We start from the raw sequence: 24,807 nt of genomic DNA, 5'->3' as shown, positions 1-24,807 counted from the left end.
AGGATCCCGCTCGCCATCCGGAACCCGCTGACCGCGACGATTCAGCTCGCGGTCAGCGGCCAGAACAGCGGAATGACGAGACTCGCGACGATCCACACGATCAGGTTCATCGGAATTCCCAGCCGCGCGAAGTCGGTGAAGCGGTAGTTGCCGGCGTTGTACACCAGCGTGTTTGTCTGGTAGCCGATCGGGGTCGCGAAGCTCGCGCTGGCCGCGAACATCACGCCGACGACGAAGGGGCGCGGGTCTACCCCGAGTTGCTGCGCGACGCCGATCACGATGGGCGTGAACAGCACCGCAACCGCATTGTTGCTGATGAATTCGGTCGCGATCGACGTGATCAGGATCACGATCGCCAGCATCATCCACGGCGACAGCCCCACGCCCGCACCGACCAGCGACGTGGCCAGCAGGTCGGCCAGCCCGGACTCGCGCATCGCGATGCTGATCGCGATCATGCCGAAGATCAGGATGATGATCGGCCACTCTATCGCCTTGTAGGCCTCGTCCGAACGGATGCAGCCGGTCGCGACGACGACCGCCGCGCCGATCATCGCGAGCCCCTCGATCGGCATCACTTTGAAGGCGGCCAGCAGCATCACGCCGGCGATGGTCGCGAGCGCGATCGGCGCCTTTGCCTGCCGATTCGCCGGTGCGCGTCCCTCGGTGATCGCGAACAGATCCCCGTTCTCGCAGAAGCGCTTGATCTGCGCCGGCGTGCCTTCGACCAGCAGGACGTCGCCGAACTGCAGCTGGAAGTCGTCGCCGACGTCCTGAATGGACGCATCCCTGCGGTGCACCGCGATCAGATGGATGCCATAGCGGGCGGCGAGATCCAGATCGCGGATCGGTCGCGACACGTAACGCGAGGTCTGCCCGACGATCGCCTCGACCATGACGACCCCGCGCCGGCGCAGGGTCTCCAGGTCATGGCTGTCGGTGCCCTTGGCCTGCAGGCCGACCAGATCGGTGCTGCGCAGATCCATCATCGCGCTGCTGCGGCTATGCACCACCAGCCGGTCGCCGACCATCAGCCGGGTTTGCGGCGGCGGCGAGGCGATCTCGTCGTCGCCGCGAAAGAGCCTCAGTACCTGTATCGTGCCTTTGGACAGCCGCGCATCCTTCAGCGTGCGCCCGGCCAGCCTCGAGCCTTCGGGCACGAACAGCTCGGTCATGAAGAGCCGGTCGCCACTGCCGGTAAATTGCTGGGTCAGGGTCTCGCGTGAAGGCAGGTAGCGCGGCGCCATGAAATACATGAACACACAGCCGACCAGCGCCAGCAGCAGCGCCGGCGCGCTGATCTCGAACATGTGGAAGGGCGCGAGGCCCATGTCGCGGGCCACACCATCGACCAGAATGTTGGTCGAGGTACCGACCATCGTCACCAGACCGCCCAGGATCGTCGCGTAGGACAGGGGAATGAGCAGGCGCGACGGCGACGTTCCCTGGCGGGACGCAAGCGCGATGACCGCCGGGATCATGACCATGACCACCGGTGTATTGTTGATGAACGGCGACACGAGGACGCCGACCAGCAGCAGCGCCAGCAGCATCCTCCGCTCGCTGTGCCCGGCCATCGCACCCAGCCAGTCCCCGAGCCGGTCGACGCAGCCGGTGCGACTCAGCGCACCGCTGATGATGAACAGGCAGGCGACCGTGATCGGCGCACTGTTGCCGAACACCGACAGCACCTGACCCGGCGCGAGCAGGCCTAGCGCGAGCAGCACCGCGACCGCGCTCATCACCGCGACATCGGGCTTGAGCCACTCGCGGATGAAAGTCGCGAACAAACCGACAAGTATCAGGCCGACGATCAACGGCTGCAGATTTTCGGGCACCAGGTGAGCGCTCCCTCGCGCAGGGGATCAGAACAAGCGCCACACGATAGCGCACAGCCCTTACGACGCGAAAGAATTAAAGATCACTTGAATATTCTCTTTTAGTAACATTCCAATGTTTCCTGACTGCGCACGATCCCGCGCATGTCCGTGGGCGGGCCAATGTTCGAAATGCGCGGTTCGGGACTGTCGCGAGATGCGCGTGAATGAGACAATTCCCCATCGCCACCATGGTTCTCAGCGTCATGTCCGAAGAATCCCTCGCACCGATCGCGGCTGTCGTCTACAAGCCCACCGACAACATCGAATCGATGCTGACCAGCGTCGCGCGCACGCTTCGCGCCCGCGGGGTCAGGCTCGGGGGTGTCCTGCAGCACGACATCGCGACCGTGATCGACGACCCCTGCGCGATGGAACTCGAGGATCTGGACAGCGGTGAACGCTTTTCGCTATCCCAGGAGCTCGGAAGCGGTTCCGAGGCCTGCCGGCTCGATCCGGCGTCGCTCGCCCATGCCGCAATGGCGGTGCGGCGCGCGGTGGACGACGGCGCCGCGCTGGTCATGATCAACAAGTTCGGCGCGCAGGAGGCGGCAGGCTCGGGCCTTCGATCCGAGATGGGGGTCGCGGTCATGGCCGGCGTACCGCTGCTGACCGCGGTCGGGGAGCGTTTTCTGGCCGAATGGCAGGATTTCACCGGCGGCGCCTCCACGCTGCTGACCCCGGATGCGGACAGCATCCTCGCGTGGTGGGATGCGCTGCAGGGACAGGCATGACGCCATGATCATCTATCTGCACGGTTTCCGATCGGCTCCGGCATCGATCAAATCCACCGCGATGAAGAAACGGATGGCGGAACTCGGACTGGCCGATGAATTCTGGTGCGAGCAGTTGCCGGTTTCTCCACAGGCGTCGATAGAATTGATCGAACAGCAGATCGATCGCGCGCGTCAGCGTGACCCGCAGCGTCCACCGACGCTGGTCGGCAGTTCGCTTGGCGGCTACTACGCCACCTGGCTTGCCGAAACGCACGGCCTGCGGGCGGCCCTGGTCAATCCGGCAGTGGTCGCACCCGCTGCGCTGGAGGCCTGGGTCGGCCGCCAGACCAATCTCTATACCGGCGAATCCTTCGACTTCACGCATCGGCACATCGCGGAACTGCAGACACTCGACGTCGCATCGATCACGCACCCGGAACGCTACTGGCTGCTGGTCGAAACCGGCGACGAACTCCTCGACTACCGCGATGCGGTCGCGAAGTACAGGGGGGCGCGCCAGACCGTGATCGAGGGCGGCGATCACGGCTTCTCGCACTGGACCGACTACATCGACGACGTGCTGCGTTTTGCGGGACTGCGCCAATGAGCGCGAAAACGCCGGATTTCGACGCGATGCGTTTCAAGGCGCAGGAGCGGACCGGATTCAATCGTATCGCGGCACGCTATGCTGCCGGCGCGCACCTGCGTGCCGATCTCGCCGTCGCACTCCTCGATGCGGCAGGGCTTCATCCCGGAATGCACGTGCTCGACCTGGCCAGCGGTCCGGCCCTGCTCGCCTCCGACGCAGCGACGCGCGTGGCACCGGATGGCTGGGTGGTCGCAACCGATATCGCCGAAGCGATGCTGGCGCACGCGATGGAGGTCCGACAGCAACATGCGAGGGAGGCCCCCCTGCCCGACGGGCTTTCGTTCGCCGCCGCGGACGCGGAGCGGCTTTGTTTCGCGGACGACAGTTTCGATCGGGTGCTGGCTGGGCTGGCGCTTTTCATGTTTCCGCACCCGCAACAGGCTCTGGCCGAAATGCGGCGCGTACTGAAAAGCGGAGGGCAAATAGCCGTGTCGGTGTGGGGTCCGCGCGAGTCGGTGCCATTGATCGGTCGCGCCCAGGACTGCATCGCGCGCCTGCTGCCCCGCCCCAGGGTAGAACGGCCGTCGGTGTTCCGCTTCGGTTCGCCCGGTGTGCTGGAGTCCCAGCTGCGCGCGGCTGGATTCACCGCCATCCGTGTCGAAACCTGTCGATTCTCGTGTGACTTCGAAGACGCCGACGCCTATTGGCAGGCCTTTCTGGATCTTGCCGGCGGCGCAGCGGAGGCGCTCTCAAGACTGCCGCCGGCTACCCAACTGAAACTGCGTGAAGCCGTGGCAAACGATCTTGAAGCGGATCGCGCGACCGGCAAGCCCGGCTACACGGTCGAAGCGCAGGCCCTGATCGCGGTCGCAACCGTGGACTGAGGCCAGCCCCGGGCTCGACTATTTCCCGGGTCGAGTTTTGGCGTCACCACCCTTGTCGTCGCCCTGCCCTGCTTGCCGGTCCGTTCCACCGGCCTCCGAAGAAGCCTCTTGCGAGCCAAGCTCGGAACCGTCGGTCGGCGACGCCTGAGCGCGCGCTACATCGGTCCGCTTGCGCGCCGCCTTTTCGACTGTCGACTCGGGTGCGGAGTCCGGCTCCGACGTCGATGCTTTGCCAGCTGCGGATCCGGCTTCGGACCCCGTTTCTGACTTGGCTTTGGCCGTCTCGGTGACGATCTCCGTCGCATCCGCCCGAGGTTTCACACTTGGGTCGTCCGCGGCCGCCTTCGGTTCAGCCGCCTTCGGTTCAGCCGCCTTCGGTTCAGCCGCCTTCGGTTCAGCCGCCTTCGGTTCAGCCGGATCGTCGCTTCCGGACGCTGTGGCCGGAGCGGCCCCTTCCTCATCCGGGGTCGTGCCTGCCGCCGAGTCTGCCGCTCCGCTCTCGACGGACTCGTCCCGATTCGCGTGTGCCGACGACTTGTCATCCGTCGGGCTCTCATCCGGCCCGGGATTCTTGCCGGCTCCGCTGCCTTCCGCGCTCTTCGGCCCATCGAGCAGCAGCGCGGCCACGCGTTCCTTGAACAGTTCGCGTGCCGAACCTTCCGAGAGCTTCTCGTAGCCACTCGACAGATGTTCGAACAAATCCTTGTACGATCCTGCCATCGACACGAACAGGGTCGCCGTCTTGTCGAAATGCGACTCGACCTCCTGCTTGTAGGTCGAGATCTCCTCCTTCTGCCGGGTCACTTCAGTTTCGAGTTCTTCGATCCGCTCCTTCGAGCTACCGGACCGGCGTCCGACGAAAAAACTGATCACCGCAGCGACAATCACCGCCGCAATCGCCAAGATCCAACCCATCTGCTCAGTCATATCCCCCCCTGGACATTCAGCACTTCTGTCTCGACCAGCGGCCCCCGGACGCGTCCAGGGGCCACCACCCTTACTCGATCTTTATGTAAGCAAAGCCGTCGCGTTGAAGTTCGGCGATCCGAACCACGCCCGAAGGGACGATATTCACCCCATCGTACAGCTTGTCCTGATCCAGGCCGATCTGGGCCCGCGTGATGTCGCACAGTTCCAGCTTCACGCCCTGCACGGTTCTGAGGCTGTTGAGACGGCTCGCGTTGTTCTCGCGCCGCTCGGCCATCCCGGCATCTTCCTCGAACGGCGTACCGGCCAACGTGTCGTCAGTCAGGAAACGAATGCCGTGCGCGACGAACACGACGCGCACGTCGTAGTCAACGAGCTCGTTCTGGTAATGGGTGACCATGTTGTTGATGCTGGTCAGCATCGCGCTGAAGCGGCGCGGATCCGAGAAATCCGCGTGATAGACGACCTTGGGCGCTTCGTCGGCACGCGCGGCTGTGGTAGACAACATCAACAGTCCGAGCATCAGCGCCGCCATCGACATTCCGGCGAGTCTCGCCAGCGGGTGAGCGGTAAGGTTTGCGGGCTTCATCATCGGGTCTCCTCGTCGGACGGTGCGATGGTCTCTCGAGCATCTTTTTGTATTGTCGCGAAAGTATACGCCGTTTGCCCTGTCCATGAAGCGTACATGATCGATGCATTGCCCGCATTCGTGCCGACGGTGATCACGTGAGGTGCCGCCGGAGCCGCCTCGCCCGATCACGATCCGGCCCGAACCCGCTGCCCCGAATCGAGCCCAATGGCGCGGATCATCCGGGTTAAACTGTGCATCTGGAATCATTCTTGGCGGTTTTTGATGTTTGTGCTTTTTGAAGAGAGCGGCGCGTTCAAGGCGGGCACCGTCCTCGCCGACAACGACAATTCACTGCAGGTGGAGACCTCCCACGGCAAGCGTGTGAAGCTCAAGAGCGGCAACGTGCTGATGAAGTTCCGCGAGCCGTCGCCGACGGAATTGCTCGACCGTGCGGAATCCGGTGCAGAGGAGCTCGACACCGACTTCCTGTGGGAAGTCTGCGGCGAGGACGAGTTCGGTTTCGAGGCGTTCGCGGCCGAGTATTTCGGGCGAACCCCGACCCCGGTCGAGGCCGCCAGCATCCTGCTGCGCCTGCATTCGGCGCCGATCTATTTCCATCGCAAGGGCAAGGGACAATTTCGCAAGGCGCCGGAGGACATTCTGAAGGCGGCGTTGGCAGGCCTCGAAAAGAAACGCCAGCAGGCCGAAGCGATGGAGCAGATCCGGGCCGAACTGGTCGCAGGCCGCCTGCCGCACGAACTTCAGGCGATGATCCCGCAACTCCTGTACCGGCCGGATCGCAACCGGATCGAAACCAAGGCGCTCGAGGCCGCCTGCGTCGACAGCGGGCTGTCCGCCGCGCGCCTGCTGCTCAGGTGTGGCGCACTCGCGTCGAGCCACGATTTTCACTACAACCGCTTTCTGTTCGAGTATTTCCAGGAGGGTACGGCCTTCCCGGCCTACGAGCCGCCAGACCCGCATCCGGAATTGCCGCTCGCGGACGTGCGCGCGTTCTCGATCGACGACGCCACCACCACCGAGATCGACGACGCCTTCTCGGTCACGCCGCGCGAAGGCGGCGGCTGGCGCATCGGCATCCACATCGCGGCCCCGGCGCTTGGGTTCAGCCGCGGTTCGACGCTGGACGCAATCGCGCGACGGCGTCTGTCGACCGTGTACATGCCGGGCAACAAGATCACGATGCTGCCGGATGAACTGGTCGAGCGTTTCACGCTGGCACAAGGACGGCAGTGCCCTGCGGTTTCGCTGTACCTGGACGTGACGCCCGCGCTCGCGATCGTCGGACACGAGAGCCGCCTGGAGCGCGTCCCGATCGTCGCAAATCTGCGCCATCACGACGTCGAACCGGTGTTCAACGAAGACACGCTGGAGCATGGACTACCCGAGTTCGCGTGGAAGCGCGAGCTGAACCTGCTGTGGGATCTCGCGACCGTGCTCGAAGCCGGTCGCGGAAAGCCGAGCGCCAACCAGAACCAGGTGGATTTCAGCTTTTATGTCGACTGGCACACGCAGACGACGGACGGCCCCGGCTATGTCACGATCAGTCAGCGCCGCCGCGGATCGCCGCTCGACAAACTGGTTGCCGAGCTGATGATTCTGGCCAATGCCACCTGGGGCAAGATGCTCGACAAGGCCGGCATCCCGGGTCTGTACCGGGTGCAGAATGGCGGAAAGGTCAGGATGAGCACGTCGGCGGAACCTCATGAAGCCCTCGGCGTCGATTGCTATGCATGGTCGAGTTCGCCGCTGCGTCGCTATGTGGATCTGGTCAATCAATGGCAGATCATTTCGTTGCTGTCCGGCGCGGAACCGGCGTTCGCACCCAAGTCGCCCGACCTGTTCGCCGCAATGCGCGATTTCGAGCTCACCTATGCCGCCTATGCCGAGTTTCAGCGCCATATGGAGCGTTACTGGTGCCTGCGCTGGCTGCGACAACAGTCGGCGCCCGAGGTCGAGGCACGCGTGTTGCGCGACAATGTCGTCAAACTGGAAAACATACCGCTGGTGATCAAGGTTCCATCCCTGCCGCTGCAGATGCCAGGATCGCGCATTCGCCTGGCGATCGAAGGCAGCGACCTGGTGGATGTCGAGGTGCATGCCCGGTTCGTCGCGACGCTGGCCGAACCCGATCCGGATGCGGAAAACGAAGCGCTGTTCGAAGGCTGACGAGGTCGGCAGATGCCCAACGCCCAGACCTTTGCGACCCCGCTTTACCGAACGCCGACGCCCACCGGCGTGGCGGCGGGCCTGCTCACCCTGATCCGTTCCGACCGCCGGCTACAGATCGGCCTGGTCCTGTCGATCGCGCTGCACCTGTTCCTGTTGAGCATCCATTTCGGCCTGCCGGAACGCCAGGAGACGAGTGCGCACAACAGGGCACTGGACGTGGTGCTCGTCAATGCCCGCCATGCCCGTCCACCCGAACAGGCCGACGTGCTGGCCCAGGCGAATCTCGATGGAGGCGGCACCACCGACCTCGACGAGCGCCCCAGCACGCCGGTCCCGCCGCAGGAGACCCGTCAGGACGGCGACGCGCTGATCGACACCCGGGCCGCACCCCCGGAGCCCAGGCCGGTGCAAAAGGAAGTACTGACCCGGCCGGCCCCGGCCGAGCGTCCCGCGCCGCGCATCGCACAGGCACGCCCGCAACCGGAGCCGCCCAGGGAGCCGGCTCCCGCACCGGTCTCCGGCCTCGACCTGATGAGCAACATCGCGAGCATCGCGCGCATGGAAGCGCAGATCGATCGCAGCCTGAATGAACTCGCGAAACGGCCGCGCAAGCAGTTCATCGGTGCCCGAACCCGCGAGTACCGGTTCGCCCAGTATGTCGAGGACTGGCGCATGAAGATCGAACGTGTCGGCACCCTGAACTATCCGGAAGCCGCACGTGGGCGGCTGTACGGCAGCCTGATGCTGTCGGTCGTGATCCGCGCGGACGGTTCGATCGAGAAGGTCGAGGTGCAGCGCTCCTCCGGACAACCGGTCCTGGATGCGGCCGCGGTTCGAATCGTCGAACTCGCCGCACCGTTCGCGGCTTTTCCGCCCGACATCCGGGTCGATACCGACATCATCGAGATCACCCGTACCTGGACCTTCACGAACTCGGACCAACTCAGGACCTCACGCTGATGGACCGTTACGCAGTGGTAGGGAATCCGGTCGCCCACAGCAAATCGCCGCAGATACATCGCGCCTTTGCGCAGCAGACCGGGCAGATCCTCAGCTACGAGGCCCTGCTCGCGCCGCTCGACGGGTTCACCGATACGGTCCGGACCTTCCGTTCGGCCGGTGGTCGGGGACTGAACGTGACCGTGCCGTTCAAGCTCGACGCGCATGCACTGGCCGACACGCTGTCCAAGCGCGCCGAGGCCGCCGGCGCGGTCAACACCCTCGCGTTCTCGAAATCGGGCCTGTTCGGCGACAATACCGACGGCGCCGGCCTGGTGCGCGATCTGATCCACAACCTGGGCTGCCCGCTCGCCGGCCGACGGATCCTGCTCCTCGGTGCGGGTGGCGCGGCCCGGGGTGCAGTGCTGCCATTGCTGGCCGAAGCACCTAGCCAGCTCGTGATCGCGAATCGAACCCTGAGCCGCGCCGAAGAACTCGTCCTGCGCTTCACCCCACATGCGGTCGGCGTCACGCTCCGCGCAAGCGCATTCGGAGCGCTCGGCGGGCTGAGCTTCGATATCGTCATCAATGCGACCGCGGCGAGCCTCGCCGATCAGCGTCCGCCCCTGCCTGCGGGTGTATACGGACCGGACGCGCTGGCCTACGACATGATGTACGGTAGGGGTGACACGCCATTCCTGGCGGCGGCACGTGCGGACGGCGCCGCACGTGTGGCCGATGGACTGGGCATGCTGATCGAGCAGGCGGCCGAGAGCTTCTTTCTGTGGCGCGGTGTTCGCCCCGACACGGCCCCGGTCCTGAGCGACCTGCGGAACAGCCTCGCACGCGCATGAAGAAGGTGCTGCGGCGCCTCGGGTGGGCGATGGCCACGCTGTTCCTGCTCGTCGTACTGGTGCAGGCCTGGTTCTTCGCACATGTGCTGTGGTGGAAGAACAACGACCCGGCCAGCACGCGCTTCATGCGGCTGCAGCTCTCGGAGCTGCGCAGGAACGATCCGGACGCGACACTACGGCATGAATGGGTGCCGTACGAACGGATCTCGGTGCATCTGAAGCGCGCGGTGGTTGCGGCCGAGGACGATCATTTCCTGAATCACCGCGGATTCGACTGGCAGGGCATGCAGCATGCGATCGAGCGCAACCGCGCGCGTGGAGCGGTGGCCGCCGGCGGCTCGACGATAAGCCAGCAACTGGCAAAGAACCTGTTCCTGTCACCACAGCGCAGCTACCTGCGCAAGCTGCAGGAGGCCGTGATCACGGTCATGATCGAATCGACCTGGAGCAAGCGTCGCATTCTCGAGGTCTATCTCAACGTGGTCGAATGGGGCGAGGGGATCTTCGGTGCCGAGGCTGCGGCGCAAGGCTATTTCGGCCTGTCGGCGGACCGGCTCGGTCCGGGCGAGGCGAGCCGGCTGGCTGTCAAGCTGCCCAATCCGCGACGCTATGAACGCGAGTTCGGCCCAACCATGAGCAGGCATGCCGAGCGATTGCGGGCCCGCATGGTGTACTCCAGGATTCCATGAGCGCACCCATCGCGCGGTGACGGGAATTTTCCGATCGAAGAACGAAATACGTTCGCGTGCGCAACGGCAAGCCCGTAAAATTTGGATCTTTGCGCCCCAGGTCGAAGAGGCACGCATGTCCGCCAACGAGGAACGCCATCCCGACGACGTCCAGCAGCATCTGCGTGAGGTGCAGGAGCTGCTGTCGCGCCAGAAGCTGGTGGAAGACCTCGTGCTGCGCCAGGACATGCCACGGCACGACCTGGTCGAGGACCTGGTCCATAGGCAGCACATCGCCGAACTGCAGAACCGCCTCGACGAATTGCATCCCGCCGACATCGCGTACATCCTCGAAGCCCTGCCACTCGAGGACCGCCTGTTCCTGTGGAATCTGGTCAAGGCCGAGCGCGATGGCGAGATCCTGCTCGAAGTCTCGGACGCGGTGCGTGAATCGCTCATCGAGACGATGGATTCGGAGGAGCTCAAGGCGGCCGCCGAATCGCTGGATGCGGACGAACTGGCCGACCTGGCGCCAGACCTCCCGCCCGAAGTCATACAGGACGTCTTCCAGTCACTCGACACCGAAGGCCGCGAGCAGCTTCGCGCGGCGATGTCCTACCCGGAGGACACCGTCGGCGCGCTGATGGACTTCGACATGGTGAGCGTCCGTGAGGACGTCAGCCTGGAAGTGGTGCTGCGCTACCTGCGCCGTTTCGAGGAACTGCCGGACCACACCGACAAACTGTTCGTCGTCGATCGCGACGAGCACCTGCGCGGCATCCTGACGCTCGAGCAACTGCTAATCAACGACCCGGAAAAACAGGTCGGCGTCGTGATGCGCGCCGAACCGGTAATCAGCTTCGAACCCGAGGATGATGCCAGCGACGCGGCCCAGGCCTTCGAGCGCTACGACCTGATCTCCGCGCCGGTGGTCGATGGCGAGAAGCGGGTGATCGGACGCCTGACCGTAGCCGACGTGGTCGACTACATCCGCGAGGAGTCCGAGCAGGAGATCCTCAGCAACGCCGGTCTGCGCGAGGAAGAGGACATCTTCGCGTCGGTGTGGGATTCGGTGAAGAACCGCTGGGCCTGGCTGGCGATCAACATGGTCACCGCGATCATCGCGTCGCGCGTGATCGGCGCCTTCGAGGACTCGATCGAGAAACTGGTCGCGCTGGCCGCGCTGATGCCCATCGTCGCCGGCATCGGTGGCAATTCGGGCAACCAGACGACCACGATGATCGTGCGTGCGATCGCGATGGGTCAGGTCGAGCAGAGCGCGATGCGGCGCCTGATCCGCAAGGAGATGGGCGTCGCGCTGTTCAACGGCGTGTTCTGGGGCGGCTTTCTCGGCGCAATGGCGTGGTGGCTTTACGGCAGCTGGCCGCTCGGCCTGGTCATGACCTCGGCGATGACGCTGAACCTGCTGCTCGCCGCCAGTGCCGGTGTGCTGATCCCGATGATACGCACCCGCCTTGGCAAGGACCCTGCTCTCGGCAGCTCGGTGATGATCACCGCGCTGACCGACTCGGGCGGCTTCTTCATTTTCCTCGGGCTGGCGACGATCTTCCTGCTGTGAGCGGGGTGTGCGCTCGGGAATCCTGTTACGGGTCAATCTGCGATTCGGGATGGCGGTGGCCCGCTCGGCTCCGACAGCCACTCGCGCTACCGCTGTAAGGCTCGCTTCGCTGCGATCCCTGAACTCGCGCTTCGCGCTCAGACAGCAGGGATCGCGGACGCTACGCTCGCCAACAGCGGCATGCGCTAGGGCTGAGTCGCCGAGCGGGCCACCGCCATCCCGAATCGCTGCGTCGCGCGGATTCTGGGAACCGGCTCAGCCGGCAGCCATTGCCGCAAACACTTCGCCCGCCTTGGCCACGGTGGAATCGATGTCGCGCTCGGTGTGGGCCGCCGACACGAATCCGGCTTCGAACGCCGAGGGTGCGAAGTAATGACCGGCGTCCAGCATCGCGTGGAAGAAGCGATTGAAGGCGTCCTTGTCGCATGCGGTGACCTCGGCGAACGAGCCCGGCACCCTGTCGCCGAAATACACGCCGAACATGCCACCGACCGAATCGGCACAGAAACGGATGCCGGCCGACGCAGACGCCTGGTGCAGACCCTCGACCAGCTGCGTGGTGCGCGCAGTAAGCGTATCGAAGAAACCGTGCTCACGAATCAGATTCAACGACGCAATGCCGGCCGCGACCGCGACCGGACTGCCCGACAGTGTTCCGGCCTGATACACCGGGCCCAGCGGCGCGATCGCCTGCATGATGTCGCGGCGCCCGCCGAAGGCCCCCACCGGCATGCCGCCACCGATGACTTTGCCCAGGGTCGTCAGATCGGGCGTGACGCCGTAAAGGCCCTGCACGCCCTGCGGCCCGACCCTGAAGCCGGTCATCACCTCGTCAAAGATCAGCACCGCGCCGTACTCGGTGCACACCCGCCGCAGCCCCTCCAGGAAACCGGGCGCCGGTTTGATCAGATTCATGTTGCCGGCGATCGGCTCGACGATGATCGCCGCAATGTCCTTGCCGCGCGCCTTGAACACGTCCTCGACCTGCTGCAGATCGTTATAGTCGAGCACGATGGTGTGCTTTGCGAAATCCGCCGGCACGCCACCGGACGACGGATTGCCGAAGGTCAGCAGGCCGGATCCGGCCTTCACCAGCAAGCTGTCCGCATGCCCGTGATAACAGCCTTCGAACTTGACGATCGCGTCCCGGCCAGTGAAGCCCCGCGCGAGCCGGATCGCGCTCATCGTCGCCTCGGTGCCGGAACTGACCAGGCGCACCATCTCGATCGACGGCAGCAACGCGCAGATCAGCTCGGCCATCTCGACCTCGGCTTCGGTCGGCGCGCCGAAGGACAGGCCGCGCAGCGCGGCCTCCCGCACCGCCTCGACGATCGCCGGATGGGCATGGCCCGCGATCGCAGGCCCCCACGATCCGACATAGTCCAGGTAGGACTTGCCGTCCGCATCCCAGACCCTCGGGCCTTCGGCGCGCTCGATGAAGCGCGGCGTGCCGCCGACCGACCTGAAGGCGCGCACCGGAGAATTCACGCCACCCGGAATCGTCCTGGACGCGCGGGTGAAGAGAGCTTCGTTTCTGCTGTTCATATCGTCTCGATAGGTCTTTTCGTATGGGTCGGCATTGTCGCCGCTGAGTCCGTTCGGGTCCAGTCGCTTCGCGCCCCTGCGGGCCTCACGTCTGCCCGACAGGTCGCACGAACAGTTCACGGTACGCGGCCGCGCGCGCGGCCGGATCATCGGCGTCGAAGACGTCCGAGATCACCGCAAGCAGATCGGCGCCAGCATCGATCAGCGACGACGCGTTGTCGAGCGTGATCCCGCCGATCGCGGCGCAGGCGAGCCCGAGCGCCGCAGGGCGCCCGAGCAGCTCGATCGGCGCGCGCACCGCCGCCGGTTTGGTCGGCGACGCGAACATCGCGCCGAACGCGACATAATCCGCCCCGGCCTCCGCCGCGGCCTCGACTCTGGACCAGTCGTCATAGCAGGACACGCCGAGCAGACGCTGCCGGCCGATCGCGGCACGCACCTGCGCCGGATCACCATCGTCACGTCCGACATGCACTCCGTCGGCGCCGACCGCCATCGCCAGCGCCAGACTGTCATTCACGATGAATGGCACCCGCGCGCGACGGCACAAGTCCCCGATCCTACGCGCCTGCTCGAGGCGCAGCGATTCAGAGGCGAGCTTGCTGCGATACTGCAGCAAAGCCGGGCGACCCGCGAGGACTGCTTCGACCCTGGCCGCCAGTGACGCGGTGTCGGCGCAATCCGGCGTCACCAGATAGAGGCCGCGCAGGCGCACTTCAGTGCTCATCCGGGTCCGCCTCACGTGCCCAGAACAAGCGGTCCGGCACGGCCAGTCCCATGCCGATCCGGTAGCCCGACGAGAGGGCCTGCCAAACGAACTCCTGCGCCTCGCGACACGCCTCGGACATATCCATGCCATGGGCGAGCGCCGCGGCGACCGCGCTCGCCAGCGTGGCGCGCGCACCGAGGTAGTGACCGCCTAGCCGCTCCCACGCATCCGACCGAATCCGGCCACCCGACCCGAAAAGCATATTGACAACCGTCGGACCCGGCTCTCCCGCGCCGGTGACCAGCACATGCGCGGCGCCGAAACCGATCAGGCGCTCGACGTCCCGGGCGATATCGGGACCGGGACGAATGGGTGCGTCCTCATCCTCGTCGCACAGGCCATCATCGGCGTCACCGTCTTCGTCGAAGGCCGTCAGCATGCGCTCCAAGTCATGCGGGCCCAGCACCACCACGGCGCTCATCGGGAGCAGCAGTTCGACCAGTGCGGCGGCAAAATCCTCGCCCAGCCCCTCGTTTCCATCCAGATGGAACAACGCGGGTTCGAGCACCAGCGGCAACTCCGGATAATCCGACAACACCTCGGCGATCGCGGCGATATTCTCGACGCTGCCGACCATGCCCACCCGAAAGGCCTGCACTGGAATGTCCTCGAGGATCGACCGCGCCTGGGCCACCACGGTATCGGCATCGAGCGCCAGCAACTCCTCCATACCCCGTGTATCGCGCACCGCGACCGCGCACACCACCGACAGCGGATGGCACCCCATGCTCGCGATCGTCAGCACATCCGACTGGATACCGCCGCCGGTGGTCGCGTCGGCACAACCGAAAGTCAGCACCGATGCCGGTGCGGCGAAAAATGCAGAGCTCATCTCAGGCGCCAACCTTCACGGGGTTGCCTTCTGGCAAAGAAACGAAAATGGGGTAAGATCGGCGTCGATTCTAACGCCAAACGGTTCAAGCCAAGCCCCCCATGGCAAACCCCGAATTCAAGACCTACATGTGTCTGATCTGCGGCTTCATCTATGACGAAGCCGCCGGCCTGCCTGACGAAGGCATCGAACCCGGCACGCGGTGGGAGGATATCCCCCCGAACTGGACGTGCCCGGAATGCGAGGCCCGCAAGGAAGATTTCGAGATGGTCGAGATATGACGCTGGAGCGCGTGCCGAGCCTCATGCGACATCCGGCGCCGTGCCGGCGTCTGTCAGCGATCTCGGCGCGCCGGCCGCACGCTGGACGCGATCGACGCCGGACAGCCCCCCGCCACAGCATGATCGAGGACTGACGCCATGGACCTGACCGGACTGAAGGTGATGGTCATTGATGACAGCAACACCATCCGCCGCAGCGCGGAGATCTTCCTGAGCCAGGCGGGCTGCGAGGTGGTGCTGGCCGAGGATGGCTTCGACGCGCTCGCGAAGATCGCGGACCATAATCCCGAAGTCATCTTCGTGGATATCATGATGCCCCGACTCGACGGCTACCAGACCTGCGCGCTGATCAAGAAGAATCCGCGCCTGTCGTCGACGCCGGTCATCATGCTGTCCTCCAAGGACGGCCTGTTCGACCGCGCACGCGGCCGCATGGCCGGCTCCGACGAGTATCTGACCAAGCCCTTCACCAAGGACAGTCTGCTCAAGGCCGTGGCTCACCACGCCGCAAATGCAGACTGAACCGTCCGACTGACGATGGATAGAGATGCCGATCAAGAAGATTCTCGTCGTTGACGACTCGCCGACCGAGCGCTTTGCGATGACCGAAGCCCTAAAGGCACGGGGCTATCTGGTCCTGACCGCCGACAACGGTGAGGAGGCGATCGTCAAGAGCAAGAGCGAACTGCCCGATCTCATCCTGATGGACGTCGTCATGCCCGGCATGAACGGTTATCAGGCGACCCGGACGATTTCACGGGACCCGGCCACCCGATCGATTCCGATCATCCTGTGCACCACCAAATCCCAGGAAACCGACAGGATCTGGGGCATGCGACAGGGTGCGCTGGATTACCTGATCAAGCCGATCAACCATGCGGAACTCATCTCCCGCATTCAGAAACTGGATTGATCGACGATGGCCAGACGAATCAGCTTGCGGGAGTTCCAGGAGAATCTGGTCAAACGGCTGGCCGAATCGCGCACCAGCGACCGACGTACATTACTCGGGGTCGAGGCGGGGAGCGAGAACTGGCTGGTCGACCTCACCGATACCGGCGAGATTCTGCCGGTCCCGGCCATCAGCCCGGTCCCGCTGACCAGCAACTGGTTCCGCGGCATCGCCAGCGTGCGCGGCTCGCTGTACGGCATCATCGATTTCTCCGCATTTCATGGCGGCTCGACCATCATGCCGTCCGGTCTGGCCCGCCTGTTGCTCATCCATGGACGTCATGGCGTGAACAGTGCGCTGCTTTTCTCCCGGACCAGCGGCCTGCACAGCCCGGAAGACTTCGAGCCCGACACGCAGGACGGTGGCCCAGTCGACGATCGACCGTGGGTCGCCGGCAGGCTTCGTGACATGCAGAACAAGGTCTGGCTACGACTGAACATGAGCAAGCTGATCGCCCATCCCCGCTTCCTGGAGGCTGGGCCGGGCGAGCACTGATCACCGACACCGATCCACCACAACCCGCTACTGCGGCGGAGCACGCTATATGGCCTTCAAGCTTTCCGGACCGTCTCTTGGCAAGAACCCGTCCGAGAACGACTCGGCATCCGACACCACCATCCTCGAGAGCGACCCTCCCGGACAGTCCATCCCAGCGCCGGTGGTGAGCGAGCAGCGGCCGATGTCCGGCCGGATCAAGTCGCTCGGGGTGGTTTTCGCGCTGCTGGTCGCCGCGACCGCCGGTCTGCTCGTGTATGAAGGGCGCCAGTCTGCCCATGCGACCCTCTATGTCGCTGCAGCCGGGGAACTCCAGACGCTGTCCCAGCAGATCGCCAGGGCTGGACAGTCGTCATCGCAGGGCGAGCGCTCCGCATTCGGCGAACTGCGTGGTGTGAGCACACGTTTTTCAACGCTGCTCGACGCCCTTTCCCATGGCGGGGAGACGCGGGGTGGCAACGTGCCCGCCAGCCCGACCGCGACCGCCGCGCAGATCGAAGCGCTGCGGGCTGCCTGGCTGAAGACCGAGGCCAATGCGCGTCAGTTGCTCGACCAGGAGGGGAACCTGATCGCGCTCGATCAGGCGGTCGAAACCATCAATGCCCGTGACCCGGCGCTGCTGCAACTCGCCGAGAGCGTCGCGGCGCTCAAGCTTCAGTCCGGCGCCAGCATGCGCGAAGTCTCGGCGGCCAATGCCCTGGCCGTGCTGACCCAGCGCATTGCAAGAAATGCAAATGCGCTGCTGCCGGCCAGTGCAATCACCCCGGACGCGGCCGACCGACTCGGCGCGGACGCCGCCAGTTTCCGCGAACTGCTCGGCAGCCTGCAGCACTCCGTCCTCGACGCCGACATTCGCCAGCGCGTCGGCGATCTCGAGGCGGCGTCGGCCGAAACGCTGGACGCAGTCGGCGGCATCGTGTCGAACATCCCCGCCCTGGTGCAGGCCAAGCAGGCCGGCAGCAACCTGATTGCCGACTCGACCGAACTTCATGCCCGAACGCGGGATCTGGCGGACGCCTACGACCGCGAATTTCGCGGCTTCAAACCGATCGATGCGGCAATCCTGGCCACCGGTCTGCTCGGTCTGATCGTGCTTGCGATGATGGCGCGCGCCTACAATCAGGACCTGACCAGCCGCCAGGCCGAAACCGACAGTCAGCGCCAGAACGCCGAGCATGAACGCAACCTGTCGCAGCAGGCCATCCTGCGACTGATGAACGAGATGGGTGACCTCGCCGACGGCGACCTGACCGTGCGCGCGACCGTCACCGAGGACATCACCGGTGCGATCGCGGATTCGGTCAATTACACCATCGAGGAATTGTCGGTGCTGGTGCGCCGCATCAACGACGCGGCCAACCGCGTCACCACGGCCACGGAATCGGCACAGCGCACTTCCGGGGAACTGCTTGACGCGACCGAACGCCAGACGCGCGAGATCGAGGAGGTCGGCACCACGGTGCAGCGCATGGCGATGTCGATGACCGAGTCGTCCGAACGTGCGCTGCAATCGGCGCAGGTCGCGCGCCGGTCACGCGACGCCGCGCAGAAGGGTACCAACGCGGTCGAGAACACGATCAAGGGCATGCAGGAGATCCGCGAGCAGATCCAGGAAACGTCGAAGCGGATCAAACGGCTCGGCGAATCCTCTCAGGAGATCGGCGAAATCGTCGAGCTGATCTCGGACATCACCGAGCAGACGAACGTGCTGGCGCTGAATGCCGCGATCCAGGCGGCCTCGGCCGGTGAAGCCGGGCGCGGTTTCACCGTGGTCGCCGAAGAGGTGCAGCGGCTGGCCGAACGTTCCGGCGAGGCGACCAAGCAGATTGCGGCGATCGTGAAGACCATTCAGACCGATACCAAGGATGCGGTCGGCGCGATGGAGAACGCGACACGCGACGTAGTCGACGGTGCCCAGCTGTCGGACGCGGCCGGCCAGGCCTTGAGCGAAATCGGCAAGGTCTCGAGCGAAACGGCGCAACTGATCGAACAGATCTCGACCGAGATCCAACATCAGGCGACGACCGCCGGTCGCGTGGCCACTACGATGAAGGACATCCTCGCGATTACCGAACAAACGACCCGCGGCACCCAGCAGACCGCGGTATCGATTGGTGAGCTTGCGGATCTGGCAGTCGAACTGAAGGGTTCCGTGTCCGGTTTCAAGGTGTGATCAGGAGCCGAACCGGACAGGCGCGGCGGAGAAGGCGTTGATGAATCAGAGCACCGAACTGGATCTCGGCCCACTGACCTGGGTCAAGAGCGAGATCGACCTTGCGCTCGCCCGTGCGGATAAGGCGCTGGGCAAGGCCCGCCATTCGCCCGAGGCACAGAGCGATTTCCAGTTCGCCCAGACGCATGTGCATCAGGCCTGCGGCGCGCTCTCCATCGTCGGGCTCGACGGTCTGACGCAATTCGCCAGCACGCTCGATCGACTGCTCGGCATGCTGGCGCGGGGCGAACGCAAGGCCGACGAGGGTACGATCGCGATCGCCAGCCGGGCACTGGCCTCCATCGCCAACTACCTCGAGGAACTGGTGCGGGGTACGCCCGACCAGCCGATGCGGTTGATGCCGCTTTATTCCGAGATCGTGGCGGCCCAGGGCGAAAAACCGGCCTCACCATCCGCGCTGTTCTTTCCGGACCTCTCGCGCAGGCCGACGCGACGCCGGCCGACCGCGCCGATGGCCGAAGCCGACTGGCAGGAGCTGTTGCGCAAATCGCGCACCAAGTTCGAGCGCGGACTGCTGCAATGGCTGAAAAACAGCGCTGACACGACCGGCCCGGCCGCGATGCAGGACGCCGCGAGCGAACTCGAGGCCCTGTTCGACAGCCCGGCCCTGGCCGCGCTGTGGTGGGCGGCACAGGCCCTGTTCACCGCCATCGCCCATGGCGACCTGGCCGGACAGGTCGCCGTTCGCCGCGTCTGCACCCAGTTGGACAGGGAGCTGCGTCAGCTCCAGCGCAACGCGCGCACGGTCCCGGACGCGCTGATGCGTGAACTGCTCTACTGGATCGGCCAGGCGCCGGTGCGCACCGAGCATCAGGCCGCCGTGCGTGAGGTCTGGGCCCTGGATGCGCTGATTCCCGAACCCGAGGCCACCGTCACCGAGATTCCGCTCGCGCCGCTGCTCAAGACCTTAAACACCGAACTCGGTGCATGCAAGCGGGCCTGGAACGAGTTCTGCGACGGACAGGCGATCGCGTTGCCGCGTTTTGAATCCCATGTCGGCGAGTTGACGCGGCTGGCGGCGGCGCTCGAACGGCCGGCATTCGATCGCCTGCTCGCCGGCATCGGCGAATTCGGCGCCTGGCTGCGCAAGGACCCGCTGAAGTTTCAGGATGCGATCGCAATCGAGGTCGCGACCGCGCTGTTGCTGGCCGAGGTCTCGCTCGGTCGTGGAATCCCGGAATCGGGTTTCAATGAACAGGTCAGGGACACGCTGAACCGGCTGGATGCACTGTCCCGCGGTGAGGCGATTCAGGCCGCGGAACACTCTCCGACCGTGGAGGCCGCCCGCAAGCTGCAGGAGAAGCAGGCAAAGACCCAGGTCGCGAGAGAGATCCTGTCCAACCTCGGCCAGGTCGAGCAGACGCTCGACGATTTCTTCCGCAATCAGGCAAAGCGTGCCCCACTGGCCGGACTGAGCCAGCCGCTCAAGCAGATCGAGGGCGCGCTGACGCTGCTGGGGGAGGACGAGGCGATTGCATTGGTGCGGCAGGCGACCGACACGGTGGCGCGTCTCGCGAGCAAGGATGCCGAGCCGGTGCCCGGCGAGTTCGAATCCCTCGCCCAGCGCCTGTCCGCACTCGGCTTCTACGTCGACGCACTCCAGCATGGACCGGCGACGCTGGACCGTTTTCTCGAACCTGCCCGGCCCACACGCGCCGAAGCGCCGCTGGGCGGCGCCGGGGAGGCTGCAGCCGAGCGCGCAGCGACGATGCAGCGCGCACCCGAGGCCCCCGGAATCTTCCCATTCACGGAGACGACCGACCAACCCTGGGCCACGCCCGAACCGGTGGAAGAGGCCGGGCCATTGGCCGCGACAGCGGGCGTGGAGGAGTTCGATCTCGATCTGGAACTCGAACCCGTGTCACTGGACGAGGCCCTCGAGGCAAGCGAGGCGACACCGGGTCTCGAATCGGTGCCATTCGGCGGGCCGACGGTGCGCGAGCACGCCGCCGCGAGTCTGTCCGATGACGCGATCGACGCCGAACTTCTGGACATCTTCCTCGAGGAAGCCCGGGAGGTCCTGTCCACGATCACCGAGCAACTCGATGCGCTGACCGCCGACCCGTCGGACGGCGAAGCGCTGACCTCGGTCAGACGCGGATTCCATACCCTCAAGGGCAGCGGACGCATGGTCGGCCTGACCGAACTCGGCGAGGCCGCATGGTCCATCGAGCAGACCCTCAATCGCTGGCTGCAGCTCGAACTGCCTCCATCGGACGCGCTGATGGCGCTGCTCTCGACCGCTCGTCCACTCTTCGCCGACTGGGTGGAGCAGATCGCATCCGGCCGGGGGCATGCACGCGACGTATCGTCGCTGGTGGCCGAGGCCGAACGTCTGTCTGGAACCGATGATGAGCGCGCCGATACCGGCGTGGTAGCGCCCTCGGCGACGGCAATGCAGGCTGCTGCGGGCGACACCTTCGCAGCGCCCGCAGAAGCGCCGGTCGTGCCGCTCGAAACCGAGGAAGACCTTCCGGACGATCGCTTCGAACTCGAGCACAACCCCGGATTCCAGGCTCTGGACGAGGCGCTGCTGCCGGAACGAGGCGCAGCCGATGCGCGGCCCGCACTCGAAGCGCAGGACTTCACGCCGGAAGACGTCGCATCGCCAGGCGACACGCCCGAGCAAGCGGCCGACTTGCTGCCGGAGGACATGGATCAGACGGAACCTGCGCTTCCAGCCGACACCAGTCTGGAGTCGATACTTCGCGCTGGGGAGCAAGCGGAAGCACCGGTCCAGGCCGACGAAACGGCCGGCACCGTGATGGACTTCGGCGACCTCGAAGCCGCGCCGGAGTCCGGGACCACGCCGACCGACGCCGCGCTTACTGAGGAAGGTCAGCGCGAGGCCGAATTTGCCGAACCCACCGACGTTACCGAACCCACCGAATTTGCCGAACCTGCCCAACCTGCGGAATCCGCCGAAACACCGACCGGGCAAACCGGCGGGACCGCACACGACGAGGCGACCGCAGCCGAGGTCGAGCCGGTCGACGCGCACACGCCACTGGCAGCGGAGACGCCTTCCCTCGACGAACCGCCCGAGGCTGGCCTCGAGGCGCCCCCCCAGCCTGGCGCAGCGGCGACCGTCAGGCTCGGTGATGCCGACATCTCGCGCGCACTGCTGGCGCTCTACCTGGGCGAGGCCCAGGAACATATTGCAACGCTGCACGATGCGCTCGCACAACTGCAGCGCAATCCAACGCTGATACCGTCCGAATCGTTGCTGCGCGCAGTCCATACGCTCGCCGGCATATCGGGTACCGCGCACATCGAGTCCATCCACAGACTTGCGCGAGCGCTGGAGCACGCGACCGAACGCCTGCGCGAGTTCGAGCGCGCCCCGTCCGCCGAACAGACCGAGCTGATGCGTCAGACGACGGTCACGCTGGAAGCCATGGTCGCCGACGTCGCCGCCGAACGGCTACCGCTGAGCGTTCCCGAACTCGAGGCACAGCTGGACGAATGTGGGCGCATGCCCGATGCCGGTCAGCGGGACGTGTCCGGTGTCATCTTCCCGCGAACCGCACCCGACGCGTTCAAACCGATTCCGGCCCTGGCGCAGGGGTCCGTCCCCGAACCCTCGGCGCCGGTGCATGACGATCTGGACGAGCAGTTGCTGCCGCTCTTTCTCGAGGAAGGCAGGGATCTGCTCGGCGAACTGCATACCGCGTTGCGGCTGTGGCGTGACGATGTCGACAGCATCGAAGCATCCGGGAAAACGGCTCGGCTGCTTCACACGCTCAAAGGCAGTGCCCGGATGGCGGGCGCGATGCGCCTGGGCGAACATGTCCATCAACTCGAGAGCAGGCTGGAACTGGCACTGAAGGCCGGTCGTCCGACCGCGGCGCTGATCGAGGAACTGGTCGGCGGGCTGGACGCCGCCGAACAGATGATCGAGCAGATCGCACATCCGCGAGCGCCGGAAGCCGTGGCCGCCGCCGCGACGGATCCGGACGAACTCGCACTCCAGCCGGACATCGCCGGAACCGTCGCCGCACTCGAAACCGCGCCCGCCCCCGATGCCCCGGGCGGCGGCGCAAGCCTGCGCGTGCGCGCAGACCTGGTGGACCGTTTCGTCAACGAAGCCGGCGAGATCGGCATCGCGCGCACCCGCATCGAAGGCGAGCTGCGCACACTCAGGCGCTCGATGCTGGACCTGACCGACAACGTGATCCGCCTGCGCAATCAGTTGCGTGAGGTCGAGATCCAGGCAGAGTTGCAGATGCAGTCGCGCATCGCCCAGGCCGAGTCCGAGCATGCCGACTTCGATCCGCTAGAGATGGATCGCTACACCCGGCTGCAGGAACTGACCCGGATGATGACCGAGAGCGTCGGCGACGTCACCACGGTGCAGCAGAACCTGCTGCGCAACCTCGATGGCGCCGAACTGGCCCTGAACAGCCAGGCACGTCTGTCGCGCGACCTGCAGCAGGCCTTGATGCAGGTGCGGATGGTACCGTTCGAGAGCCTCGCCGACCGCCTGCACCGGGTCGTCAGGCAAAGCGCCAAGGAGCTCGGCAAGCGGGTGAACCTCGATCTGCGTGGCGGCCGCATCGAGGTCGATCGCAGCGTGCTCGAACGCATGACCGCGCCACTGGAACACCTGCTGCGCAATGCCGTGGCGCACGGCATGGAATCGGCCGAAGAACGCGAGGCTGCCGGCAAGGATCCGATCGGCGAAATCATGCTGTCGGTAAGCCAGGAAGGTAACGAAATCGCGATCACGCTGCGTGATGACGGACGCGGGCTGGACCATGACGCGATCCTGGCCAGGGCACGCGAAAAGGGGCTGGTCGGGGCGGACGAGGTCGTGGACGAGCGACGTCTGACCAACCTGATCTTCGTGCCGGGCTTCAGCACCGCCAGCAGCGTGTCGACCGTGTCCGGGCGCGGCGTCGGAATGGACGTGGTCAAGGCGGAAACCGCGGGCGTCGGAGGTCGGATCGACATCCAGTCCGTGCCCGGCAAGGGCACCGAGTTTCGCATCTACCTGCCGCTGACGCTGGCGGTCACCCAGGCGCTGCTGGTGCGCGCCGGCGCTCGCAGCTACGCGATTCCGTCCAGCATGATCACGCAGGTGATGGAACTGCGGTCGGACGCGCTCGAGCTGATCATCGCCGAAGGCGGCGTCGAATGGCAGGGACAGTTCTTCGCCTACCGTTTCATGCCGCACCTTCTCGGCGACGTCGGCGCCACGGTGGAACTGCAGCGCTTCAACCCCTTGCTGCTGCTTCAGGCCGGCGCCCAGACACTGGCGCTGCATGTCGAGGCGCTGCGCGGCAACCAGGAGATCGTGGTCAAGAATGCAGGGCCGCAGCTGGTGCGCATCGTCGGCATCACCGGCGCAACGGTGCTCGGAGACGGCGAGATCGTGCTGATCCTGAATCCGGTCGCGCTTGCAAGCCGCAACCTGACCAGGATAGGACCGTCGGACGCACCCGCCCCGCAGCAGCCGATGTTGGCCGCGCCCACCGAACCGCCGCCCCCGACGGTCATGATCGTCGACGACTCGCTGACCGTGCGCAAGATCACCGGCCGGTTGCTCGAACGCGAAGGCTACCGGGTCATCAGCGCCAAGGATGGTACCGACGCACTCGAGAAGCTGGTCGATACCGTGCCGGATGCGATCCTGTCGGACATCGAGATGCCGCGCATGGACGGTTTTGACCTGGTCCGCAACATCCGTGCCGACGCGCGCACGCAGGCGGTCCCGGTCATCATGATCACGTCCCGGCTTGCCGAGAAGCACCGTGAGTACGCGATGAAGGTCGGTGCCAATCAGTATCTGGGCAAGCCCTACGACGAGGAGGAATTGCTCGGGTTGTTGAAGCGCTACATCAGCGGCGCGCCCTGACCGACCCGGGCCGCCGAATTCTGGAGTGGGCGCGTCCGCCCCCCGGTCG

Annotated in this window: 20 protein-coding genes; 14 read left to right on the top strand and 6 right to left on the bottom strand. The window is 65.5% G+C overall.

The window, feature by feature from the left end; all coding sequences use genetic code 11:
- Positions 1-41 precede the first annotated feature (41 nt).
- Entirely contained in the window at positions 42-1,838 is a 1,797-nt protein-coding gene (locus tag ACKVEX_RS02030; RefSeq protein WP_473214010.1) for an SLC13 family permease, read from the bottom strand.
- Positions 1,839-2,083: 245 nt separating this feature from the next.
- Here ACKVEX_RS02030 and ACKVEX_RS02025 point away from each other — a divergent pair, with 245 nt between their 5' ends.
- Genes ACKVEX_RS02025 through ACKVEX_RS02015 form a run of 3 tightly spaced genes read left to right on the top strand, consistent with a single transcriptional unit; the run spans position 2,084 to position 4,066 of the window.
- Positions 2,084-2,611 carry a DUF2478 domain-containing protein gene (locus ACKVEX_RS02025; RefSeq protein ID WP_473214009.1) on the top strand — a complete coding sequence of 176 codons (528 nt, stop codon included), beginning with the start codon at positions 2,084-2,086 and terminating at the stop codon, positions 2,609-2,611.
- A 4-nt stretch (positions 2,612-2,615) separates the two neighbouring features.
- Positions 2,616-3,200: a YqiA/YcfP family alpha/beta fold hydrolase gene (locus tag ACKVEX_RS02020; RefSeq protein ID WP_473214008.1), complete on the top strand. Its 585-nt coding sequence runs from the start codon at positions 2,616-2,618 to the stop codon at positions 3,198-3,200.
- Positions 3,197-4,066 carry a methyltransferase domain-containing protein gene (locus tag ACKVEX_RS02015; protein ID WP_473214007.1) on the top strand — a complete coding sequence of 290 codons (870 nt, stop codon included), beginning with the start codon at positions 3,197-3,199 and terminating at the stop codon, positions 4,064-4,066. The genes ACKVEX_RS02020 and ACKVEX_RS02015 overlap by 4 nt, the downstream gene beginning before the upstream one ends.
- An 18-nt stretch (positions 4,067-4,084) precedes the next feature.
- Here the strand turns inward: ACKVEX_RS02015 and ACKVEX_RS02010 are convergent, their stop codons facing one another.
- Both ACKVEX_RS02010 and ACKVEX_RS02005 read right to left on the bottom strand, forming a co-directional pair.
- Positions 4,085-4,993, bottom strand: coding sequence for a ZapG family protein (locus tag ACKVEX_RS02010; protein ID WP_473214006.1), 909 nt, complete (start codon positions 4,991-4,993; stop codon positions 4,085-4,087).
- Between the two features lie 70 nt (positions 4,994-5,063).
- Positions 5,064-5,585: a DsrE family protein gene (locus ACKVEX_RS02005; RefSeq protein WP_473214005.1), complete on the bottom strand. Its 522-nt coding sequence runs from the start codon at positions 5,583-5,585 to the stop codon at positions 5,064-5,066.
- 261 nt (positions 5,586-5,846) lie between these two features.
- Between ACKVEX_RS02005 and ACKVEX_RS02000 the strand changes: the two genes are divergently transcribed.
- The 5 genes from ACKVEX_RS02000 to mgtE all read left to right on the top strand — a co-directional run bounded on the left by ACKVEX_RS02000 (position 5,847) and on the right by mgtE (position 11,794).
- Complete coding sequence (locus tag ACKVEX_RS02000) at positions 5,847-7,751, top strand: ribonuclease catalytic domain-containing protein (RefSeq protein ID WP_473214004.1); 1,905 nt, start codon at positions 5,847-5,849, stop codon at positions 7,749-7,751.
- Between the two features lie 12 nt (positions 7,752-7,763).
- Positions 7,764-8,714, top strand: a complete 951-nt coding sequence (locus tag ACKVEX_RS01995; protein ID WP_473214003.1) for an energy transducer TonB — start codon at positions 7,764-7,766, stop codon at positions 8,712-8,714.
- The gene (gene aroE / locus ACKVEX_RS01990) at positions 8,714-9,547 is read left to right on the top strand and encodes a shikimate dehydrogenase (protein ID WP_473214002.1); all 834 of its coding nucleotides are present in this window, start codon (positions 8,714-8,716) and stop codon (positions 9,545-9,547) included. Before ACKVEX_RS01995 ends, aroE begins: the two co-directional genes overlap by 1 nt.
- Complete coding sequence (gene mtgA, locus ACKVEX_RS01985; protein WP_473214001.1) at positions 9,544-10,236, top strand: monofunctional biosynthetic peptidoglycan transglycosylase; 693 nt, start codon at positions 9,544-9,546, stop codon at positions 10,234-10,236. The genes aroE and mtgA overlap by 4 nt, the downstream gene beginning before the upstream one ends.
- A 115-nt stretch (positions 10,237-10,351) precedes the next feature.
- Positions 10,352-11,794, top strand: coding sequence for a magnesium transporter (gene mgtE / locus ACKVEX_RS01980; protein ID WP_473214000.1), 1,443 nt, complete (start codon positions 10,352-10,354; stop codon positions 11,792-11,794).
- 255 nt (positions 11,795-12,049) lie between these two features.
- Here mgtE and hemL read toward each other — a convergent pair whose 3' ends face one another.
- The 3 genes from hemL to thiD all read right to left on the bottom strand — a co-directional run bounded on the left by hemL (position 12,050) and on the right by thiD (position 14,940).
- On the bottom strand, positions 12,050-13,339 hold the full coding sequence (gene hemL / locus ACKVEX_RS01975; protein ID WP_473213999.1) for a glutamate-1-semialdehyde 2,1-aminomutase: 1,290 nt from the start codon (positions 13,337-13,339) through the stop codon (positions 12,050-12,052).
- An 85-nt stretch (positions 13,340-13,424) separates the two neighbouring features.
- The gene (gene thiE, locus ACKVEX_RS01970) at positions 13,425-14,066 is read right to left on the bottom strand and encodes a thiamine phosphate synthase (RefSeq protein ID WP_473213998.1); all 642 of its coding nucleotides are present in this window, start codon (positions 14,064-14,066) and stop codon (positions 13,425-13,427) included.
- The gene (gene thiD / locus ACKVEX_RS01965) at positions 14,056-14,940 is read right to left on the bottom strand and encodes a bifunctional hydroxymethylpyrimidine kinase/phosphomethylpyrimidine kinase (protein ID WP_473213997.1); all 885 of its coding nucleotides are present in this window, start codon (positions 14,938-14,940) and stop codon (positions 14,056-14,058) included. The genes thiE and thiD overlap by 11 nt, the downstream gene beginning before the upstream one ends.
- 128 nt (positions 14,941-15,068) lie before the next feature.
- Between thiD and ACKVEX_RS01960 the strand changes: the two genes are divergently transcribed.
- From ACKVEX_RS01960 to ACKVEX_RS01935, 6 genes are all read left to right on the top strand, one after another.
- Positions 15,069-15,221 (top strand): rubredoxin, encoded by a 153-nt coding sequence (locus ACKVEX_RS01960; RefSeq protein ID WP_473214275.1) that lies wholly within the window; start codon positions 15,069-15,071, stop codon positions 15,219-15,221.
- Between the two features lie 138 nt (positions 15,222-15,359).
- A complete protein-coding gene (locus ACKVEX_RS01955; protein ID WP_473213996.1) occupies positions 15,360-15,743 on the top strand; it encodes a response regulator in 384 nt (127 codons plus the stop codon).
- 25 nt (positions 15,744-15,768) lie between these two features.
- A complete protein-coding gene (locus ACKVEX_RS01950; protein ID WP_473213995.1) occupies positions 15,769-16,134 on the top strand; it encodes a response regulator in 366 nt (121 codons plus the stop codon).
- 6 nt (positions 16,135-16,140) lie between these two features.
- Complete coding sequence (locus tag ACKVEX_RS01945; protein WP_473213994.1) at positions 16,141-16,668, top strand: chemotaxis protein CheW; 528 nt, start codon at positions 16,141-16,143, stop codon at positions 16,666-16,668.
- Positions 16,669-16,717: 49 nt separating this feature from the next.
- Positions 16,718-18,841 carry a methyl-accepting chemotaxis protein gene (locus ACKVEX_RS01940; protein WP_473213993.1) on the top strand — a complete coding sequence of 708 codons (2,124 nt, stop codon included), beginning with the start codon at positions 16,718-16,720 and terminating at the stop codon, positions 18,839-18,841.
- A gap of 40 nt (positions 18,842-18,881) precedes the next feature.
- Positions 18,882-24,758, top strand: a complete 5,877-nt coding sequence (locus ACKVEX_RS01935) for a hybrid sensor histidine kinase/response regulator (RefSeq protein WP_473213992.1) — start codon at positions 18,882-18,884, stop codon at positions 24,756-24,758.
- The last annotated feature ends 49 nt before the right edge of the window (positions 24,759-24,807 follow it).

It is taken from the genome of Denitraticella aggregata (assembly GCF_048158365.1).
Classification (GTDB): Bacteria; Pseudomonadota; Gammaproteobacteria; order Burkholderiales; family Rhodocyclaceae; genus Azoarcus_F.
The sequence above is the reverse complement of the archived record's forward strand: the minus strand, read 5'-3'. Positions and strand labels throughout refer to the sequence as shown.

Bases quoted from the DNA above. Each gene is read 5' to 3' on its own strand.
- ACKVEX_RS02025 (WP_473214009.1), top strand. From the start codon at position 2,084: ATGTCCGAAGAATCCCTCGCACCGATCGCGGCTGTCGTCTACAAGCCC.
- ACKVEX_RS01950 (WP_473213995.1), top strand. From the start codon at position 15,769: ATGCCGATCAAGAAGATTCTCGTCGTTGACGACTCGCCGACCGAGCGC.
- hemL (WP_473213999.1), bottom strand. From the start codon at position 13,339: ATGAACAGCAGAAACGAAGCTCTCTTCACCCGCGCGTCCAGGACGATT.
- ACKVEX_RS01995 (WP_473214003.1), top strand. From the start codon at position 7,764: ATGCCCAACGCCCAGACCTTTGCGACCCCGCTTTACCGAACGCCGACG.
- thiE (WP_473213998.1), bottom strand. From the start codon at position 14,066: ATGAGCACTGAAGTGCGCCTGCGCGGCCTCTATCTGGTGACGCCGGAT.
- mtgA (WP_473214001.1), top strand. From the start codon at position 9,544: ATGAAGAAGGTGCTGCGGCGCCTCGGGTGGGCGATGGCCACGCTGTTC.
- ACKVEX_RS02000 (WP_473214004.1), top strand. From the start codon at position 5,847: ATGTTTGTGCTTTTTGAAGAGAGCGGCGCGTTCAAGGCGGGCACCGTC.
- ACKVEX_RS02005 (WP_473214005.1), bottom strand. From the start codon at position 5,585: ATGATGAAGCCCGCAAACCTTACCGCTCACCCGCTGGCGAGACTCGCC.
- thiD (WP_473213997.1), bottom strand. From the start codon at position 14,940: ATGAGCTCTGCATTTTTCGCCGCACCGGCATCGGTGCTGACTTTCGGT.
- ACKVEX_RS01935 (WP_473213992.1), top strand. From the start codon at position 18,882: ATGAATCAGAGCACCGAACTGGATCTCGGCCCACTGACCTGGGTCAAG.
- ACKVEX_RS02020 (WP_473214008.1), top strand. From the start codon at position 2,616: ATGATCATCTATCTGCACGGTTTCCGATCGGCTCCGGCATCGATCAAA.
- ACKVEX_RS01955 (WP_473213996.1), top strand. From the start codon at position 15,360: ATGGACCTGACCGGACTGAAGGTGATGGTCATTGATGACAGCAACACC.
- mgtE (WP_473214000.1), top strand. From the start codon at position 10,352: ATGTCCGCCAACGAGGAACGCCATCCCGACGACGTCCAGCAGCATCTG.
- ACKVEX_RS02010 (WP_473214006.1), bottom strand. From the start codon at position 4,993: ATGACTGAGCAGATGGGTTGGATCTTGGCGATTGCGGCGGTGATTGTC.
- ACKVEX_RS01960 (WP_473214275.1), top strand. From the start codon at position 15,069: ATGTGTCTGATCTGCGGCTTCATCTATGACGAAGCCGCCGGCCTGCCT.
- aroE (WP_473214002.1), top strand. From the start codon at position 8,714: ATGGACCGTTACGCAGTGGTAGGGAATCCGGTCGCCCACAGCAAATCG.
- ACKVEX_RS02015 (WP_473214007.1), top strand. From the start codon at position 3,197: ATGAGCGCGAAAACGCCGGATTTCGACGCGATGCGTTTCAAGGCGCAG.
- ACKVEX_RS01945 (WP_473213994.1), top strand. From the start codon at position 16,141: ATGGCCAGACGAATCAGCTTGCGGGAGTTCCAGGAGAATCTGGTCAAA.
- ACKVEX_RS01940 (WP_473213993.1), top strand. From the start codon at position 16,718: ATGGCCTTCAAGCTTTCCGGACCGTCTCTTGGCAAGAACCCGTCCGAG.